13 protein-coding genes and 2 pseudogenes are annotated in these 16,250 nt (G+C 62.5%); 12 read left to right on the top strand and 3 right to left on the bottom strand.

Features of this window, described 5'->3' with window-relative positions; all coding sequences use genetic code 11:
* Window positions 1–160 precede the first annotated feature (160 nt).
* The 3 genes and pseudogenes from I2H36_RS20545 to I2H36_RS18475 all read right to left on the bottom strand — a co-directional run.
* Window positions 161–313: pseudogene (locus I2H36_RS20545) on the bottom strand (DUF6894 family protein); the annotation flags it as partial.
* An 88-nt stretch (window positions 314–401) separates the two neighbouring features.
* Window positions 402–1,110, bottom strand: a pseudogene (locus I2H36_RS20540) (Crp/Fnr family transcriptional regulator).
* 129 nt (window positions 1,111–1,239) lie between these two features.
* Window positions 1,240–1,482, bottom strand: coding sequence for a DUF6894 family protein (locus tag I2H36_RS18475; RefSeq protein WP_196265374.1), 243 nt, complete (start codon window positions 1,480–1,482; stop codon window positions 1,240–1,242).
* 449 nt (window positions 1,483–1,931) lie between these two features.
* Here I2H36_RS18475 and I2H36_RS18470 point away from each other — a divergent pair, with 449 nt between their 5' ends.
* From I2H36_RS18470 to I2H36_RS18415, 12 genes are all read left to right on the top strand, one after another.
* On the top strand, window positions 1,932–3,878 hold the full coding sequence (locus I2H36_RS18470) for a methyl-accepting chemotaxis protein (protein ID WP_196265373.1): 1,947 nt from the start codon (window positions 1,932–1,934) through the stop codon (window positions 3,876–3,878).
* A 4-nt stretch (window positions 3,879–3,882) separates the two neighbouring features.
* Window positions 3,883–5,343: a chemotaxis protein CheW gene (locus tag I2H36_RS18465; protein ID WP_196265372.1), complete on the top strand. Its 1,461-nt coding sequence runs from the start codon at window positions 3,883–3,885 to the stop codon at window positions 5,341–5,343.
* The gene (gene cheB / locus I2H36_RS18460) at window positions 5,340–6,446 is read left to right on the top strand and encodes a chemotaxis-specific protein-glutamate methyltransferase CheB (protein WP_196265371.1); all 1,107 of its coding nucleotides are present in this window, start codon (window positions 5,340–5,342) and stop codon (window positions 6,444–6,446) included. The genes I2H36_RS18465 and cheB overlap by 4 nt, the downstream gene beginning before the upstream one ends.
* Window positions 6,443–7,300 carry a CheR family methyltransferase gene (locus I2H36_RS18455; protein ID WP_196265370.1) on the top strand — a complete coding sequence of 286 codons (858 nt, stop codon included), beginning with the start codon at window positions 6,443–6,445 and terminating at the stop codon, window positions 7,298–7,300. Before cheB ends, I2H36_RS18455 begins: the two co-directional genes overlap by 4 nt.
* The gene (locus I2H36_RS18450) at window positions 7,293–9,287 is read left to right on the top strand and encodes a chemotaxis protein CheA (protein WP_196265369.1); all 1,995 of its coding nucleotides are present in this window, start codon (window positions 7,293–7,295) and stop codon (window positions 9,285–9,287) included. Before I2H36_RS18455 ends, I2H36_RS18450 begins: the two co-directional genes overlap by 8 nt.
* Window positions 9,284–9,553: a hypothetical protein gene (locus tag I2H36_RS18445; RefSeq protein ID WP_196265368.1), complete on the top strand. Its 270-nt coding sequence runs from the start codon at window positions 9,284–9,286 to the stop codon at window positions 9,551–9,553. The genes I2H36_RS18450 and I2H36_RS18445 overlap by 4 nt, the downstream gene beginning before the upstream one ends.
* 100 nt (window positions 9,554–9,653) lie before the next feature.
* Window positions 9,654–10,037, top strand: coding sequence for a response regulator (locus tag I2H36_RS18440; RefSeq protein ID WP_196265367.1), 384 nt, complete (start codon window positions 9,654–9,656; stop codon window positions 10,035–10,037).
* Between the two features lie 50 nt (window positions 10,038–10,087).
* Window positions 10,088–10,735: a chemotaxis protein CheX gene (locus I2H36_RS18435; RefSeq protein ID WP_196265366.1), complete on the top strand. Its 648-nt coding sequence runs from the start codon at window positions 10,088–10,090 to the stop codon at window positions 10,733–10,735.
* Between the two features lie 4 nt (window positions 10,736–10,739).
* Window positions 10,740–12,731 (top strand): hybrid sensor histidine kinase/response regulator, encoded by a 1,992-nt coding sequence (locus I2H36_RS18430; protein ID WP_196265365.1) that lies wholly within the window; start codon window positions 10,740–10,742, stop codon window positions 12,729–12,731.
* Window positions 12,732–12,952: 221 nt separating this feature from the next.
* On the top strand, window positions 12,953–14,059 hold the full coding sequence (locus I2H36_RS18425; protein WP_246718900.1) for an alpha/beta fold hydrolase: 1,107 nt from the start codon (window positions 12,953–12,955) through the stop codon (window positions 14,057–14,059).
* Between the two features lie 197 nt (window positions 14,060–14,256).
* Window positions 14,257–15,105, top strand: coding sequence for an SDR family oxidoreductase (locus I2H36_RS18420; RefSeq protein ID WP_196265364.1), 849 nt, complete (start codon window positions 14,257–14,259; stop codon window positions 15,103–15,105).
* Window positions 15,106–15,248: 143 nt separating this feature from the next.
* Complete coding sequence (locus I2H36_RS18415; RefSeq protein ID WP_196265363.1) at window positions 15,249–16,094, top strand: type 1 glutamine amidotransferase; 846 nt, start codon at window positions 15,249–15,251, stop codon at window positions 16,092–16,094.
* Window positions 16,095–16,250 lie beyond the last annotated feature (156 nt).

Here is a 16,250-nt window from a genome sequence, read left to right as displayed (position 1 = left end):
GGCCTTGGTCTCGTTCCATGAAAGACTTAACGCGCGATTTGCGGACAATTGTCTCACACGTCCGGGGCAGTGGATCCGGGTCAACCCAATGGATCTCCATGGAGACGGGCACAGTCAGCACCCGCTGGCGGTGCTCGGTCCTGAGCTCAACCGTGATTTCACGAGCATCACCCTTCGGCAATTTGTCTCGGCCGATCTCGGCCGCAGTGCTCGCGGCCTCCCGTTCGGCAGCATCGAGGCTGTCGAACTCCAAGCCTGTTTCATCAGGGATGAAGCGCGTGCCTTCCCGAATGTCGAAATAGAACCGGGGCACTGCGCTCTCCCGCCGTCAGATATCGACGACCTGGCCAGGACTGGTTTGTTCGACCTTCGGCAAGGAATGGGATGAGGTGGTCGCTGTGCTAGCGTGGCTCACGCTCCGGGCACAGGAAGGTCGGATCGAACTCAGCCATCTCTTGCAGGCGGGGCCAATCCTCTATGACCACCGTTTCTCCGCGCCAGGTGATTAGCCCTTCCGCCCGCAGTTCCTGGAGGATCCGGTTAACGTGGACAGTCGAGAGCCCAAGGATGTCACCCAGCTCGGCTTGGGTCAGCGGGAGCTTGAAACTGGAGCCTTCAGTGAGCCCCACTGCCTGAAGGCGCAGAAACAGCTCGCAGAAGAGATTGGCGGCATGCTCCCGGGCTGACTGGCGCCCGATGGAGACGATTTCACTGACGGTGGATGACCGCATCCACGGCAATGTGCAGGCCCAGCAGACGGGTCAGGTGAGGCTGAGTCTCCATAACGGCGCACAGCGCTTCGTGGGGGACTATGCCGACCGTGCAGGGTACAATCCCCATGACAGCATGGTCCATCTTCTTGATCAGAAAGCTGTGGAGGTCGACGAAGTGGCCGGGGACGTGCAGGGCCGTGATCTGGCGCTTACCATTCTGAAGGACATTGTAGCGGGCGGCAAAGCCCGTGATGAGTAAGAGGCTCTCCGTAGGGCGGTCGCCTTCCCGTACTAGGTCCTCACCCTCAGCCACTGCCCACTGCCGGACAACTGCCTGCCCCGGAGGCTGCCGCTCTACGTCGGAGATGCGGTCATACCGCTCAAGCTTCCGGATCAAAGCAACGGCTCACATGAGTTTTTCCTGGGAGGCATTTAAGATGGCGATCAGCTTAGCCCAACTGTCACAGGACGATGAGCACGTCCGAGCCATGCTCTCACATAGTTCCAGAAGTGAGCTTCTGCAAAATTACTTGGCTGGGCGGATCGGCTCCTCAACAGAGAACCGAAGCCAGAGAACAGGCTGTCCTGCTGCGTCGGTAACTTCCATGTGCCAATCGGAACCCTTCCAGGTTTTGACGCTATCACTACGAATGATCTCACCGGCGGTCTGGACGGCCTCCTGACGAGCCTCCTCAAGCCCGGATAGCTCGGTTCCTTCCATATCAGGGTGAGGGTGTCCGTTGAAGGTATGAAAGAAATAACGCGGCATGGGATACTCCTCTGCCAACAGGCGGGAGCACAGGTCTCTCTGTCACCGACGCCTGGACCATCCATGCCAGCGATAGTGACTAACGCGTTGGGGACGGCTCTGTTCAGGTCGCCGCTCTGATAGCGGCTCTGGCCGCGTTCCATAAAGAGCGTTCGAAATTTGCTCTGACATCGCTCAGGTACCCGGAAGGTCTGAAAATGGCACTTCTCGGAAGTAAGCCAAAGGTTGGCTTAGTGCAAAAACAGCGGACATTGCTGAAAGCCAGGGATCGGCAGGAAATGACCTAAAGCCGGCCTTCAAATCGGGGGAATAAGCCCTGCATGCCTTGCTTGGATGGCGCCTAGACCTATAAGAGTCTAGTTCCTCTCTATATCCTTCGACGAAGCCGGAAAGCTGGTTTACGAATTGAAGCGGTGTCAGAGTACCATATAAAGCTTCAAGGGACCCCAATGGCATTGGTCAAGACGTCCGAACTCGCGGGCAAGGGCAACTCACGTCCAGTCGGCGATGAAGCTGCCAATTCCAGCATGCTGTCTTCCGCTCCAAGGGGAACAGCGCCCAAACGACGGACCCTGGAGCGTGTCAGAGCTAGGCAACAGAAGGCTGCTGAGCGCATCGGTGCTGCAACAGAGGAACTGGCGAGCGGCGTGGCCGAGGCTTCGGCGGCGGCTGAGGAACTCCGGCGCTCCATGGAGCAGATCGCCAGCGGGGCCGAGGAGGCTGCCGGCGCCTCCCAGCAGTCGCTCTCGGCCATCGTGAGCCTGAGTGCCTCGTTTTCCGAGGCGCGCGCTCATGCGGAGGCGACGCGCAGCAAAACGGCGGGCCTTCAGAGCCTTCTGATCGAAACCGGAGCCCAGATCGGGACATCCGTGACGGCCGTAGAGGCTAATGCATCGCGCCAGCGGATGATGATCGAAATTGTCTCGCTCCTCGAGCAACAGGCAGCCGAGATCGGTGAGATCACCCGCGTGGTCGGAGACATTTCCGATCAGACCAATCTTCTGGCCCTGAATGCAGCCATCGAGGCGGCGCGGGCCGGCGAAAGCGGGCGCGGCTTTGCGGTCGTGGCCGACGAGGTGCGGACTCTGGCCAGCACTTCGGAGAAAAGCGCACAGGATATCCAGACCCTCGCGGAAGGCATCGTCCGAGAGGTTCGTTCCGTTGCCGAGCGGATCAGGGCGGCAGCCGAAACCGCATCGGGCGAGGCCCAGATCGGCCGTGCCGTGGTGACGGCCTTGAACAAGATTCGAACCGATGTATCCCTCCTGGCTGAGGGGAGTCAGGCCATACTTGTCGCGGCGGTTGAGGCTGAGGCAGCCATTCGCGAGGCGCAGCGCGGGGCCGAGCAAGTGGCGAGTGCCGCCGAGGAGCAGGCTGCCGCTGCCGCCGAGGCTCAGCGCGCCGTTCAGCAGCAGAGCGCAACGCTGGATCAGAGCCAGCAGACCGCGCAGGCATTGGCCGCCCTCGCGGATGATCTTCAGGAGGGTGCGGCCGGAGCTGCCAGTTCCGAGCAGGTCGGTTCTGCCGCCGAGGAGCTCTCTGCAGCGATTCAGGAACTCTCCGGGGCTTCCGGCGAGATTATGACGGCTGTTGATCAGATCAGCCGGGGCGCTCAGATGCAGGCTGCGGCCGCGCAGCAAGCCAATACGGCGATGGAGCAGATCGAGCGCGCGACCGCTGCATCGCAGGATTCTGCGAGCACTGCCATCAAACGTATCGAGACTCTCTCGGCCGATCTCCAGGATAATCGCACCAAAACCATGCGGCTGGCCTCGGGCGTCGAAGAGGGCTTGCGGGAGACGCAAGCCATGATTGGCCTCATGAGCGGCCTGGACGAATCCGGCCGCCGCATCGAAAAGATCGTCGACGGCATCGCTCTCGTGGCCGTCCAAACCACCATGCTGGCCGTGAGCGGCTCCATCGAAGCCGCCCGAACCGGTGAGGCGGGGCGCGGTTTCGCAATCGTATCCAGCGACATCCGCAATCTGGCGCGGGACGCGTCGGAGAATGCCGACCGGATCAAGGATGTGGTTCGCCAGATCCGCGATCAGATCACCATCGTCAGGCGAGATCTGGAGCAGAGCGCCGCCCTCGCCGAAGCCGAGGTTGCCAGGAACGCTCTGACGGCGGAGCGGCTGGGCGCGGTGGAGGCCGGTGTGCAGGCTATCCGCCAGGGAAGCGCCGCCATCCTGTCGAGCTCCGAGACAATTCTGACGGCGGTGCGCGAGGTCCGTCTTGGTACCGAGCAGGTTGCCGCCGTGGCCGAGCAGGCCGGCAGCGCCGCCACGCAGGCCGCCACCGCGGCGCGCCAGCAGGCGCGAGGAGCCGAGGATCTCGCAGCTGCCATTGAAGAGATCGCCTCTCTGGCCGACGAACTCCAGATGACGGAGGCTTAACGCCATGACCGAGGCGGCCTCTGCGGCTGTCGCCCAGTCGTTTCTGACCGTTCAGGTCGGCGATGAGCGCTTCGCCCTCCCGGCATCCGATGTGGCCGAAGTGATCCGTCCCCCGGCCGTGACCCGCGTCCCCCTCGGGCCCTCGAGCCTGCTCGGAGTGGCCAACCTGCGAGGTGCGGTGATGCCCGTGGTGTCGCTGCATCGCCTTCTCGGAGGGAAGGTTGGCCCCTCGTCGAACGCGCGCGTCGTGGTGATCGACCGTGGCACCCCGGTCGGTCTCATGATCGACAAGGTGACCTCGCTGGGAGAAGCGGGCGTCGCTTCCCCAGACTCGACTGCCGATGATGGCATGGGCAAGCCTGCGCGGGTGATCGATCTGGATGCGCTGCTGGCCAAAGACTTCGGCAGCTTCACCCGCCGGGCTCAGCTTCGGCAAGTGGAGGTTGCAACTAACGGGCAGTATCAAACGTCTGCGGAGCAAAACCAGGTTGCGCTGGTGTGCTTCGCCGTGGCCGGGCAGGATTTCGCCCTGCCCCTCACCGCCGTTCGCGAGGTGGTGGCCCTGCCGGATGGTGTCGCTGTCGTTCCGCAGACGGACTCCGTCATGCTAGGCGTGACATCCCTGCGCGGGCAGCTGCTGCCATTGGTCTCCCTGCGCGCGCTCCTCGGGCTCCGGGCCGGCGGGCAGGGCGGTGGCCGCTCCCGCGTGGTGGTGGCGCGGTTCGGCCAAGGGCTCGTGGGGCTTGCCATCGACGGTATGAAGGAAATCCTTCGCCTCCCCGCCAGCTCCATCGATCCTGTGCCGGCCATCCTGACACGGGGGAATGCAGAGGCTCAGATCCAGGGCATCTGTCGTCTCGAAGGTGGACGGAGGCTGGTCTCGCTGCTGTCGACGGATCACCTGTTCAGCGATCAGGCGCTGTTCGAACAGATCATATCGCAAACGGGAAATAACCACGACATGGGCATAGCGGATGGCCCTTCATCGGGCGACGAGCAGTTCATCGTATTTCAACTCGGCGGCGAGGAATACGGGCTGCCCATCGGAGCCGTCGATGAAGTGGTGCGTGTGCCCGACACGCTGACCCGGGTCCCTAAGGCTCCTGCTTTCATCGAGGGCGTCATGAGCCTGCGGGGCCAAGTCGTTCCCGTGATCGATCAGCGGCGACGCTTCAAGTTTGAGAGGCAGGGAGAACGGCGGCGGGAACGCATTGTTGTGGTCAGGATTGACCAAATGCAGGCCGGCTTCGTCGTCGATGCCGTGTCGGAGGTTCTGAGTCTTCCTCAAAATCAGCTTCGCCCGACGCCCGAATTGGCCGCAGACGGGAGCCAGGTCATAGACCGCATCGCCAATATCGAGGTCGAGGGAAGGATGGTTCTCCTGCTTGATCCACGCAAGTTGCTGGACAAGGCGGAGAAGGATCTGCTCGCAGCCATGGGCGATCCGGAGCGGCCCGCTTCGTGATCCGGCTGCTCATCGTCGACGATTCTCCATTGATGCGACGTCTCCTCGGCGGGGTGTTCACCGCCGAAGGAGATTTCGAGATTGCCTTTGCACGCAACGGTGTCGAGGCACTGGAGCAGTTGCAGGCATTCAAGCCGCACGTAATCACCCTCGATGTGCACATGCCCGAGATGGGTGGTCTTGCCTGTCTCGACAGGATCATGCTCGAGCGCCCATGTCCGGTTGTGATGATCTCCTCTCTCACGGAGGCAGGCGCGAGCGTGACCCTCGAAGCCTTCGAACTCGGAGCCGTCGATTTCATCACGAAGCCTGACCGAGCCATTTCGCTGGAAATGGAGACGCTTGCCCCCAGACTCGTAGAGACGGTGCGCGCGGCTTCCCGGGCCCGCCTGCCCAGCAGCCTCAGACTGGCGGAGCGGGTGCGACTGCGCAGCGGCTTGGGACAGACACCCTCTGCTCAGGCACCACTCCGGCGCGCGCCGGCCCCGGCCCCGGTCCCGAGGCGACGGATCAAGGCTGTGCCGACTCATGGTCTCGTGCTGATCGGGGTCTCCACTGGAGGCCCTCCGGCGCTCGATGCGGTGCTGTCTCGGCTGCCGGCCGACTTTCCGTGGCCGATCGTCGTGGCACAGCATATGCCCGGCTCGTTCACTGGTCCATTGGCTCGCAGGCTCGACAAGCTGTGCGCCCTCAACGTGACAGAGGCAGCCCTGCCGATCCCCCTTGCGCCCGGCCATGTCTATATCGGCAAGGGCGATGCCGACGTCATTGTCAGCGTTCGGCCGGACGGTCCTGTGGTGCTGGCCGCTCCCTCGCTGCCGGAGCACCGTTGGCATCCGAGCGTCGATCGGCTGGTGGACAGCGCCATGCAGCATTTCTCCCCCGAGCGCTTGCTCGGTGTTCTGATGACAGGAATGGGCAGCGATGGAGCCGAGGCTATGGCGCGGCTGAAAGCGCAGGGTGGCCGCACCATCGCTGAGGCGGAAGAGAGCGCCGTCGTGTGGGGCATGCCCGGCGAACTGGTTCGACGCGGCGGCGCGCAGGTCGTCGCACCCCTGGAGCAGATTGCCGACCGGATCATGGACATGGTGGAGCGTTCATGAGTAGGCCGCGCAAGGCCCAGGCGCTCACGGCCGACGAGATCCGACGCCTCGGCGTGTTCCTCCACCATCGTACCGGCATGATTTTCGGTGAAGCCAAGCGGTACTACATCGAAAGGCGCGTCACCGACCGGATGTCTGCGACGGGGATGCGGACGTTCAACGCCTATTTCGCGCATGTCGAAGCCGACCGCCGCGAAGTGGAGCAGCTGATCAATATCTTCACGGTGAACGAGACCTACTTCTACCGTGAGGAGCATCAGCTCCGATGCCTGAGCCGCTCGATCCTGCCCGCGATCGTGCAGGGCCGGAAGCCCGGCGATCTTGTGCGGATCTGGTCAGTGCCGTGCTCGACGGGTGAGGAGCCCTATTCCATCGCCATCTGGCTGCTCGAGAATTGGCCGCTGGTCGATGCCTATCACATCGAGATCGTCGGCTCGGATATCGACACACAGGTCCTATTGGATGCTCATGCGGGAGACTATGGCGAACGTGCTCTTTCGCGATTGCCTTCCGACGTGGTCGAGCGCTATTTCGAACCGTCTCACGATGGGCAGCGCAGGCTAATCCAGGATTTGCGGGAATCGGTGAAGTTCACATCGGCCAATCTCGTCGATCCTGCTTCCGTTGCGGCGCAGGGACTGTTCGACGTCATCTTCTGCCGCAACGTTCTCATCTATTTCAACGATTCCTCCCGCCTACTCGCGGTCGACAATCTCTACAAGTCCCTGCATCCAGGAGGATATATCTGTCTCGGCCATACCGAGTCGATGACCCGGATCTCGAAGCGTTTCGACCTTCGCCGGTTCGAGGATGCGATCGTCTATCAACGGTCTGGGAGCGAGCGCGATGGATGATCTTCTCCGGCATTTCATCATCGAAGCCCACGAGCTGATCCAGCAGGCGACGGACGATCTCCTGGCCCTGGAGCGCAACCCTCAGGCGGCTGTGCCCATGGACAGCGCCTTTCGCGCCGTCCACACCCTCAAGGGATCGGTCGGCCTCTTCGACTTCGCCCCTATGGGAATTACCCTGCATGCCGCCGAGGATCTGCTGGGCGCTCTTAAGGATAAGCGGGCCGGCATCGACAGCCATGTGATCGACAGCTTGCTCGCCTGCATTGCTCAGGCGGAGCGCTGGGTTGCCGCGATCGAGCAGACAGGGAAGCTGCCGCCGGACGCAGCGGAGGAAGGCTATCGTCTGGCGCGGGCTCTGCGCTCCCAGCTCGATGAGGAACCTGCACAAGCCGCAAATCCGGTCCCCCAGGCCGATCTTGGCTGGATCGAGGAGCTGATAGCCCAGGGCCGTGATCAGGCAACCCCGAGGGCGCAGCATCGCCCTCTGGTGGCGATCCGGTACACGCCGCGCGCCGATTGCTTTTTTGCCGGCGACGACCCGATGGCGCTCCTGCGCTCGGTTCCTGATCTCGTGGCCGTTCGCCTCTCGGCCCGGGACCCGTGGCCGCCTGCGGCTGAGATCGATCCCTTCTCCTGTAACCTGAGGATCGAAGCGCTCTCCGGTGCTGAACTTGATAGGGTCAAGGCCGTCTTCCGATTTGTGCCGGATCAGGTGACCCTTCACGAGACCATCGGAGCTGCCCAGGAGCAGGCTTCCGGTATGGCGCTCGCCAATGGAGGCGCCGGTGTCGCGATGGGAGCCGCCGGTGTCCCGGGCGCACGGATCCTGCGCGTCGACGCCTCGCGGATCGACCGGCTGGCGGATCTCGTCGGTGAATTGGTCATCGCCAAAAACGCGCTGGCGCATCTGGCGGGACAATTCAACGACGGGCTGGACCGGAAGCATGTTTCGCAGGGTCTGCTTGCGAGTCAGGCCGCCATTGACCGCCTCGTGGCCGAACTGCATGGGGCCGTGATGGATGTTCGCATGATGCCCATGCGGGACATCTTCCGGCGCTTTCCCAGGGCTGTACGCGATCTGGCAGGTCAACTGGACAGGGCCATCGACTTCTCCATGGAAGGAGAGGAGGTCGAGGCCGACAAGGCCGTAGTGGAAGGCTTGTTTGAGCCTCTGCTGCACATCCTGCGCAATGCCGTCGGCCATGGTGCCGAACCGGAGCCTCTCCGTCTGGAGGCCGGTAAACCCTCAAAAACCAGGATCGTGCTCAGGGCTTATCGCGATGGCGACCGCGTCACGGTCGAAGTCGAGGACGACGGACGCGGCATTGATCCGGCGGCGATCCGCGAGGCGGTGCACCAGCGCGGGATCGTCTCAGCCGATCACCTTGATCGTATGAACGATGCGGACGCTGTCGACCTGATCTTTGCCCCGGGCTTCTCGACCGCCTCGGAGGTGACCGATCTATCGGGCCGAGGGGTCGGCATGGACGCGGTACGCTCCGCGGTGGAGCGCCTGGGCGGGCAGGCCAGCGTTCGAAGCCTGCCCGGTCAGGGCACGACGATCCGCCTGTCCCTTCCGTTGACCATTGTCATGACGAAGGTCATGGCAGTCCGGCTGGGCCGCGAGCTCTATGGCATCCCTCTCGACGGGATCATCGAGACTGCTTTCGTGCCGGTCTCGCGAGTCCTTCCCGTTCGAGACGCGGAGGCGTTCGTCTGGCGTGAAAGGACGCTTCCTCTAGTGAGGCTTGTCGATCTCTTAAGGGTACGGCCCCCAGTGGAGGCCCCTCAGCGCCTGAAAGTCGTGGTAATGGCGGCCGGTGACGATGTGGTCGGGGTTGCGGTGGATGGATTTGCCGAGCGGATGGACGTTTTAATGCGGCCTATGACCGGCATTCTCGCGGGCATGCCTGGCGTGATGGGGACAACCTTGCTCGGTGACGGCAGCGTCCTCATGATTCTCGATATCCCGGAGCTGGTCGGATGAGCGTGCGGCTGGATGTCAATGTCATCATCATGGAAGGGGCCTGCCGCGTCGAGGACGCGGAGCCGCTACTCCGCTGGCTCCAGGCCGACAGCGGGCGGATGGTCGATCTGACAGGTGCCGAGCATCTCCACGCTGCCGTTCTCCAGGTTCTGTTAGCTATGCGGCCGGCGATCCAGGGAACGGTCAGGGACGCTTTCATTCGAGACTGGGTCCTCCCAACCGTGATGGGAGAAAGCTCTCTCGAATCCAAGTCCCAGGGCGGCTAAAACGTTGTTATTCTCCCTACATAGTCTAAAAGAGACTTACGGCCTTCCCCTCCTCGTGATCCGGTTGACCCGGCCAGCCTATCCCCAGCGGAGTACCTGAGTGGTGACAACGGTTCTGATCGTCGACGATAGCAAGCTTGCGCGTATCGTCGCTGCCAAGGCTCTGGCTGCCCTCCAGCCTGAATGGGACAGAGTCGAGGCCAGCAATGCTCAAGAAGCCCTCACCATCCTAGGCGAGCGCAAGATCGACGTAGCTATGATCGACTTCAATATGCCGGAAAAGGATGGGCTCGAATTAGCCACAGAGATCCGTTCCAGCTTCCCGACTATGCCGATCGCGGTCATCACAGCCAACATCCAGGACGAGGTGATTGCCCAGGCGCGCGAGGTGAACGCCACTTTCGTGAGCAAGCCTTTGACGGAAGACGGATTGAGAGGATTCATTTCCGGAGCAGCCCTGCGCCTGCGCTCGAACGCGGCGTAACAAGTGCTAGTCTCGAAACACCCTGTAACACATCACGGCCGAGGTTTGATATGACGGTGTCAACGATCTCGGAAGTGCTCAACGAATTGGAGCTCGATGCTCTGACGGAACTCGTGAACATCGGTGTCAGCCGTGCCGCCTTCAGCCTTCGCGAGATGGTCGGTGAGCAGGTTCATCTGTCTGTGCCTTCGGTTGACCTGCTCAGCCGCGCCCGTGCCATCGAGATCCTTGGCAAGAGCGGAGATAGCCAGCTCGTCGCGGTTCATCAGGTTTTCGAGGGCGATATCACGGGCCGCGCCCTGCTCATCTTCCCCCAAACCAAGAGCCTTGAACTCGTCAGGGCGGTGACAGGCGGGGACCTGCCGCTCGAGGACATCATCGAGCTTGAGCAAGAGGCTCTCGCCGAGACCGGCAACATTCTCCTGAATGGCTGCATGGGCACCATCGCCAACATGCTGCGGCGCAGCCTAAGGATGTCCCTGCCGGAGATCCTGCGGGGTAATGGGCCGGAGTTCTTCAACCTGGCGCCGCCGCCCGAAGCCAGTGAGGTGGTGATGTTCCTCCACATCAATTTCACCGTCCGCCAGCGCGACATCAACGGCTACATCGCCATGCTGATGGACTTGCCCTCCCTGACCGTGCTCAAGGAACTGCTCAACGAATTCATTGAACGGGCAACGGGCGAGGCGGCCACCTGATCAGATGAACCAGCGCGATGTTCAACAATCGTTGGGGGTCCTGGATGCCCTGGACACCGGCCTCATCGTTCTGGACGGCGACAGGCGCGTGCACGTCTGGAATGCGTGGCTGGTCTCGGCCACCGGCATCTCCGCTCAGGATGCTGTCGGGAAACAGCTGGAAGACCTATTCCGGGGAACGCTCCCCACCAGCCTCACCTCGGCGATCTCGGACGCGCAGGGATCAGGCGCATCGCGTCTTCTCACTCATTCTCTAAATCCTGTTCTTTTCCCTCTGTGGACTCGATCCCGCCAGGAGCTCATCCACAACGTCTCCGTGCGGCCCCTGGGACCAGCACCCCATTCCGGATGTGTGGTCCAGATCCTCGATATCACGATGGCGGTGCGGCGCGAACAGGTCCTGCGTGCGCGGCAGAACGCACGCTACGATGCCGTCGTGAACAGCGCGCCCGACGCGATCCTGACCCTGGATGCACAAGGTTTGATCCAGCTTGCCAACCCAGCGGCCGTACGGGAGTTCGGCTACGCACCCCAGGAACTGGTCGGGTTGGATATGGCCATTCTCCTGGACGCGCCCGAACCTTGGGGCGCGCTTTGGGACTCACTCCTGATAGAGGACGTGCTGCATCGGCCTGTGGAGATCACAGCCCGGCGCAAGGATGGGTCCGTGAGCTTTCTGGAGGTCTCTGCTTCCCGCTGGCGGAGCGAGGCGCGTGTGTATGTTACGGCCATCCTACGAGACGTGAACGAGCGGCGAGCGGCCGAGGCGGCGCTGCGTTACCTGAACCAAACGCTGGAGGAGCGGGTTGAGGAACGCACAAGCGAGCTGATGCAGGCCGAGGAGCAGTTGCGTCAGGCTCAGAAGATGGAAGCTGTCGGGCAACTCACCGGCGGCATTGCCCACGACTTCAACAACCTTCTCGCCGGTATCGTCGGCTCGCTCGATCTCATGCAGACCCGCATGGCACAGGGCCAGACAAATAACATTGAGCGCTATGCCAAAGCGGCGATGAGCTCGGCTCAGCGTGCCGCCGCACTTACTCATCGTTTGCTCGCCTTCTCGCGCCGCCAGCCGCTCGATCCAAAGCCAGTTAACGCCAACCAGCTTGTCGTCTCCATGGAGGACCTGCTGCGGCGGACTATTGGCCCACTACACGCCTTGGAGATCGTAACCGCTGGCGATCTCTGGACGACCCTGTGCGACCCCAACCAGCTTGAGAGCGCCATCCTCAACCTTGCCATCAATGCCCGCGACGCGATGCCGGATGGCGGCAAGCTCACCATCGAGACGGCGAATGCGCATCTCGACAACGCTTGTGAGGCGGTACAGCGCGACGTGGCGCCTGGGCCGTACGTGGCGATCGGAGTCACGGATACTGGGACTGGCATGCCGCCGGATGTGATCGCACGGGCCTTCGAGCCGTTTTTCACGACCAAACCCCTGGGCCAGGGCACTGGGCTAGGGCTGTCGATGGTGTACGGTTTTGCCAAGCAGTCGGAGGGCCATCTCAGGATCTACTCGAAGGTAGGCCAAGGCACCACAATGAAGATCTACCTGCCGCGCTATCTCGGTCCCACCGAGGTCGAACTGCCGGGTGAGGATGTCACCGAGGTCCCGCGGGCGGAGGCGGGCGAGACGGTGCTCGTCGTCGAGGACGAGCCCGTGATCCGCGAATTGATCGTCGAGGTGCTCCAGGATCTCGGCTACCAAGCGCTCGAGGCTGCTGATGGTCTGTCCGGCCTCAGGATCCTGCAATCACGCAAGCGCATCGACCTTCTTGTAACCGACGTGGGGCTGCCTGGCCTGAACGGGCGACAACTCGCGGATCATGCGCGGGAGACACGGCCCGATTTGAAGGTGCTATTCATCACGGGCTACGCTGAGAACGCCACGCTAGCGAGCGGCTTCCTCGATCCCGGGATGGAGATGATTACCAAGCCGTTCGCGGTCGAGGCGCTGACGACTCGGATCCGGACCATGATCCAGGGGAAGTGACGGACTGTTAGACGGGGTTAAGGTCTCAAATTGGCACATCTGAGAAGCTGGCCAGACTGTCTGCTCAGGCGGGGAATACAGACGTTCCTAAAGCACAGGTGATCATCAGTGCATGACGCGCGGGAGCTTTTCGATAAGCCTGGCTGCCTGTTCGTTGTGCGGTGCAGCAACCACTTCCTTTCTCAAGCGTTCCCTCCCATCAGCCCACATGGAGAGCGCGCATGTCCCGCATGGAGACGAGAGCCGATACGAGTCCGCGCAATCCAGCCCGAGCAGCTCGTTCTTCGGCCCACCTACGACAGGCAGATGCCCGGCGCCATGGAACGACGGCAGTCAAGTCGGCCCTGACGTCCCGCCCCAGCCAAGCTCCTCATTCAACTCACTGGCGCTGGCTCGTTCCGATTCTGGCAGGCTCTGCCGCTGCTCTCGGCGCGGCGGCTCTCTATACCCGGAAGCAGACCCAGGACGCTGAGCGCCGGTACAGGCCCATCGGGCGTTTCCTCACCGTTGATGGAGTGCGCCTGCATTACGTCGAGCGTGGCGAGGGCGAGCCGATCGTGCTGATCCATGGCAATGGAACGATGATCCAGGACTTCACCGTGAGCGGCCTCCTCGACCGACTGGCGGAGCGCTATCGCGTGATCGCCTTCGACCGGCCCGGCTATGGTTACAGCGCACGGCCACGCCAGCTCTGGACACCGCGTGCCCATGCTGGGCTCTTCCGAAAGGCTTTGGAGCAGCTCGGGGTCGAGAGGGCGACGGTCTACGGGCACTCCTGGGGCACCCTGGTGGCAGTCGCCCTCGCTTTGGAGGCACCGCCACTCGTCCGTGGCCTCGTCCTTGGCTCAGGCTACTACTATCCGACCCTTCGGGCTGACACCTTTCTGCTCTCGCCGCCCGCGATTCCGGTGATTGGCGATGCCATGCGGTATACCATCTCGCCACTCATCGCTCGAGCGATGCTCCCGGGCATGGTCAAGCGGGTGTTCCAGCCCGCTGAGGTGCCGGAGCGCTTCAACCGTCTGTTCCCAAAGGCGCTGATGCTGCGGCCGTCGCAGCTCCGCGCGGCTGCGGAGGACGCGGCGCTCATGAATCCGAGCGTCATGGAACTGGAGCGGCATTATCGGGAGCTGACGATACCGGTCACAATCATCGTCGGCGCCGACGATCAGATTGCGGACGTGGGCCGCCAATCCGCACGTCTGAACCGGGAGCTGCCCAGCAGCGAGTTCATCAGTCTTCCCGGTCTCGGGCACATGATCCACCACCTGGATCCGGATGCGGTTGCGGACGCCGTTGTTCGTATGGCGCAGCGATCGGCGGGCTGATCTGGGGTTTGAACAACCCTCAAGGGGTTCGTACACAGACTTGCCCGAACGCTACGATGAGAGAATACAGGAGGAGGCTGACAGGGGACAAGATTGATCGTGAGGCTGTAGTTCAAGCTTGCCAACCAATCCTGGCCGTAGGGGAACTTCCTATGTTGCCGGTGATTGATGGGTTCTCGCGAGCAGGAGCCCCCCGCATGAGCCAGTCCGACCAGGAACACATCAAGCCGCCTGGCACCGAAGCCGAGATGACACCCCAGGCCGATCATGGTGAGACGAGCTACCGGGGGAGCGGCAAGCTCACGGGGCGGGTGGCGGTGATCACCGGAGGCGACAGCGGCATCGGGCGAGCGGTGGCGATTGCCTATGCCCGCGAGGGTGCGGACCTCCTGATTAGCTACCTCAACGAGCAGGAGGACGAGGATGCCCGCGAGACCACCCGCCACGTTGAGGCGGCGGGACGCCGCTGTGTGCTCGTGCCGGGCGACATCGCCGAGGCTGCGCATTGTCGCAGTATCATCGACCGGGCGGTGAGCGAGTTCGGTCGCATCGACATCCTGGTGAATAACGCCGCTTTCCAGCGCACGTACGAGAACCTGGAGGACATCCCAGACGAGGAATGGAGCTATACGTTTCGTACCAACATTGAGGCCATGTTCCACTTGGCCAAGGCCGCGGTGCCCCACATGCGGCCGGGATCATCTATCATCAACACGACTTCCATCCAGTCGGACAAGCCCAGCCCCATGCTCTTGGCTTATGCCTCAACCAAGGGCGCCGTCTCCAACTTCACGGCGGGCCTGGCTCAGATGCTGGGCAGCAAGGGCATCCGGGTGAATGCAGTGGCGCCCGGGCCGATCTGGACGCCGCTGATCCCTTCCACTATGCCGGACGAGAAGGTGAAGAGCTTCGGTCAGGATACGCCCCTCGGCCGTGCCGGCCAGCCTAAGGAGCTGGCAGGCATCTATGTTCTGCTTGCCTCAGATCAGGGCAGCTACATGACAGGTGGCATCTACGCCGTGACGGGCGGAACCCCGCTCCTGTAGGAGCGGAGGCGCTACTTGCCCGGCGACCTATGGTCCGGCGCCCGGACGGCGTCTGACCTAGGGATAGCCAGCGGGAACCAGAGGAAGGGCTGGGATGTTTCGTCCTCCCTGCCGCTTCGGCTCCTCCTTCCGGAAACCTCCATTTGCCAGACCAGTTGCGCTTCCTCGTTGCGGAGAGTGAGCCGCTGAAAGCCCGTGAAATCCGTCGTGAGAGCGTGGGACGCAGCTCCGGCGAAACTTACATCGATACCTTGCGCTTTCTCGCACCTGGAGCTGTCTGCCATCGGGTGAAGCCTGCGGATAGAGGCGCATCATTACCCGATCGAGCAGAGCTTCAGAGTTATGATGCGGTGTTCGTGACCGGCTCGCCGCTTCACCTCTACCAGGACACGCCCGAGACACGCCGCGAGGTTGACCTAATGCGAGCCGTGTTCGAGGCGGGTGTCCCTTCCTTTGGCTCCTGTGCAGGCTTGCAGGTCGCCACGGTGGCGGCCGGCGGAGCGGTTCGCCCTACCCGCAGAGGGCGGGAAGCTGGCTTCGCCCGCCGCATCACGCTGACGGAAGCAGGGCATCGACATCCGCTTCTTGCGGGGAGGCCCGCCTCGTTCGACGCGCCGGCGTTCCACTCCGACGAGGTTGAGACGCTGCCGGAAGGAGGGACCTTACTGGCCTTCAACACCGTGACGGAAGTGCAAGCGGTTGAGATTCGCTTTGGACCGGGAGTGTTCTGGGGCGTGCAGTACCATCCCGAGCTCGACCTCTATGAGGTCGCCGGAGCCCTGCGGCGCCAGTGTGATGAACTCGTGAGCGAGAGATATGCGGGCAGCCCTGAAGTTCTTGAGACGTATGCTTCCATGGTTGAAGCCCTCCACCAAGCTCCTGACCGAAAAGATTTTGCTTGGATTCTTGGGCTCGATGAGCAGGTCACTGAGGTAGCGTGCAGGTTGACAGAACTGCGCAACTTCATTCGGTTCGTGAGCGAAGGGTAGTGACTCCCCACGGGATTTGCGTTCAAAAAATAGCGCGATCCTACTGCTGGCGAGCGCAGCTTCCGGGAAGATCACTTTATGGCAGATTTTGTTGATTTAGTCGGCTGGAAGGGAGCGATGACGGTCTGCTCCGAGCTTTTCAGAGCTGCGGGATAG

Source organism: Microvirga terrestris (assembly GCF_015694425.1).
GTDB lineage: Bacteria > Pseudomonadota > Alphaproteobacteria > Rhizobiales > Beijerinckiaceae > Microvirga > Microvirga terrestris.
This window is presented reverse-complemented; position numbering and strand designations above follow the sequence as displayed.

What these genes read in the sequence shown, in the direction of transcription:
- I2H36_RS18470 (WP_196265373.1), top strand. Translation starts at nt 1,932, where the DNA reads ATGGCATTGGTCAAGACGTCCGAACTCGCGGGCAAGGGCAACTCACGT.
- I2H36_RS18445 (WP_196265368.1), top strand. Translation starts at nt 9,284, where the DNA reads ATGAGCGTGCGGCTGGATGTCAATGTCATCATCATGGAAGGGGCCTGC.
- I2H36_RS18475 (WP_196265374.1), bottom strand. Translation starts at nt 1,482, where the DNA reads ATGCCGCGTTATTTCTTTCATACCTTCAACGGACACCCTCACCCTGAT.
- I2H36_RS18465 (WP_196265372.1), top strand. Translation starts at nt 3,883, where the DNA reads ATGACCGAGGCGGCCTCTGCGGCTGTCGCCCAGTCGTTTCTGACCGTT.
- I2H36_RS18435 (WP_196265366.1), top strand. Translation starts at nt 10,088, where the DNA reads ATGACGGTGTCAACGATCTCGGAAGTGCTCAACGAATTGGAGCTCGAT.
- I2H36_RS18450 (WP_196265369.1), top strand. Translation starts at nt 7,293, where the DNA reads ATGGATGATCTTCTCCGGCATTTCATCATCGAAGCCCACGAGCTGATC.
- I2H36_RS18425 (WP_246718900.1), top strand. Translation starts at nt 12,953, where the DNA reads ATGTCCCGCATGGAGACGAGAGCCGATACGAGTCCGCGCAATCCAGCC.
- I2H36_RS18430 (WP_196265365.1), top strand. Translation starts at nt 10,740, where the DNA reads ATGAACCAGCGCGATGTTCAACAATCGTTGGGGGTCCTGGATGCCCTG.
- I2H36_RS18420 (WP_196265364.1), top strand. Translation starts at nt 14,257, where the DNA reads ATGAGCCAGTCCGACCAGGAACACATCAAGCCGCCTGGCACCGAAGCC.
- I2H36_RS18455 (WP_196265370.1), top strand. Translation starts at nt 6,443, where the DNA reads ATGAGTAGGCCGCGCAAGGCCCAGGCGCTCACGGCCGACGAGATCCGA.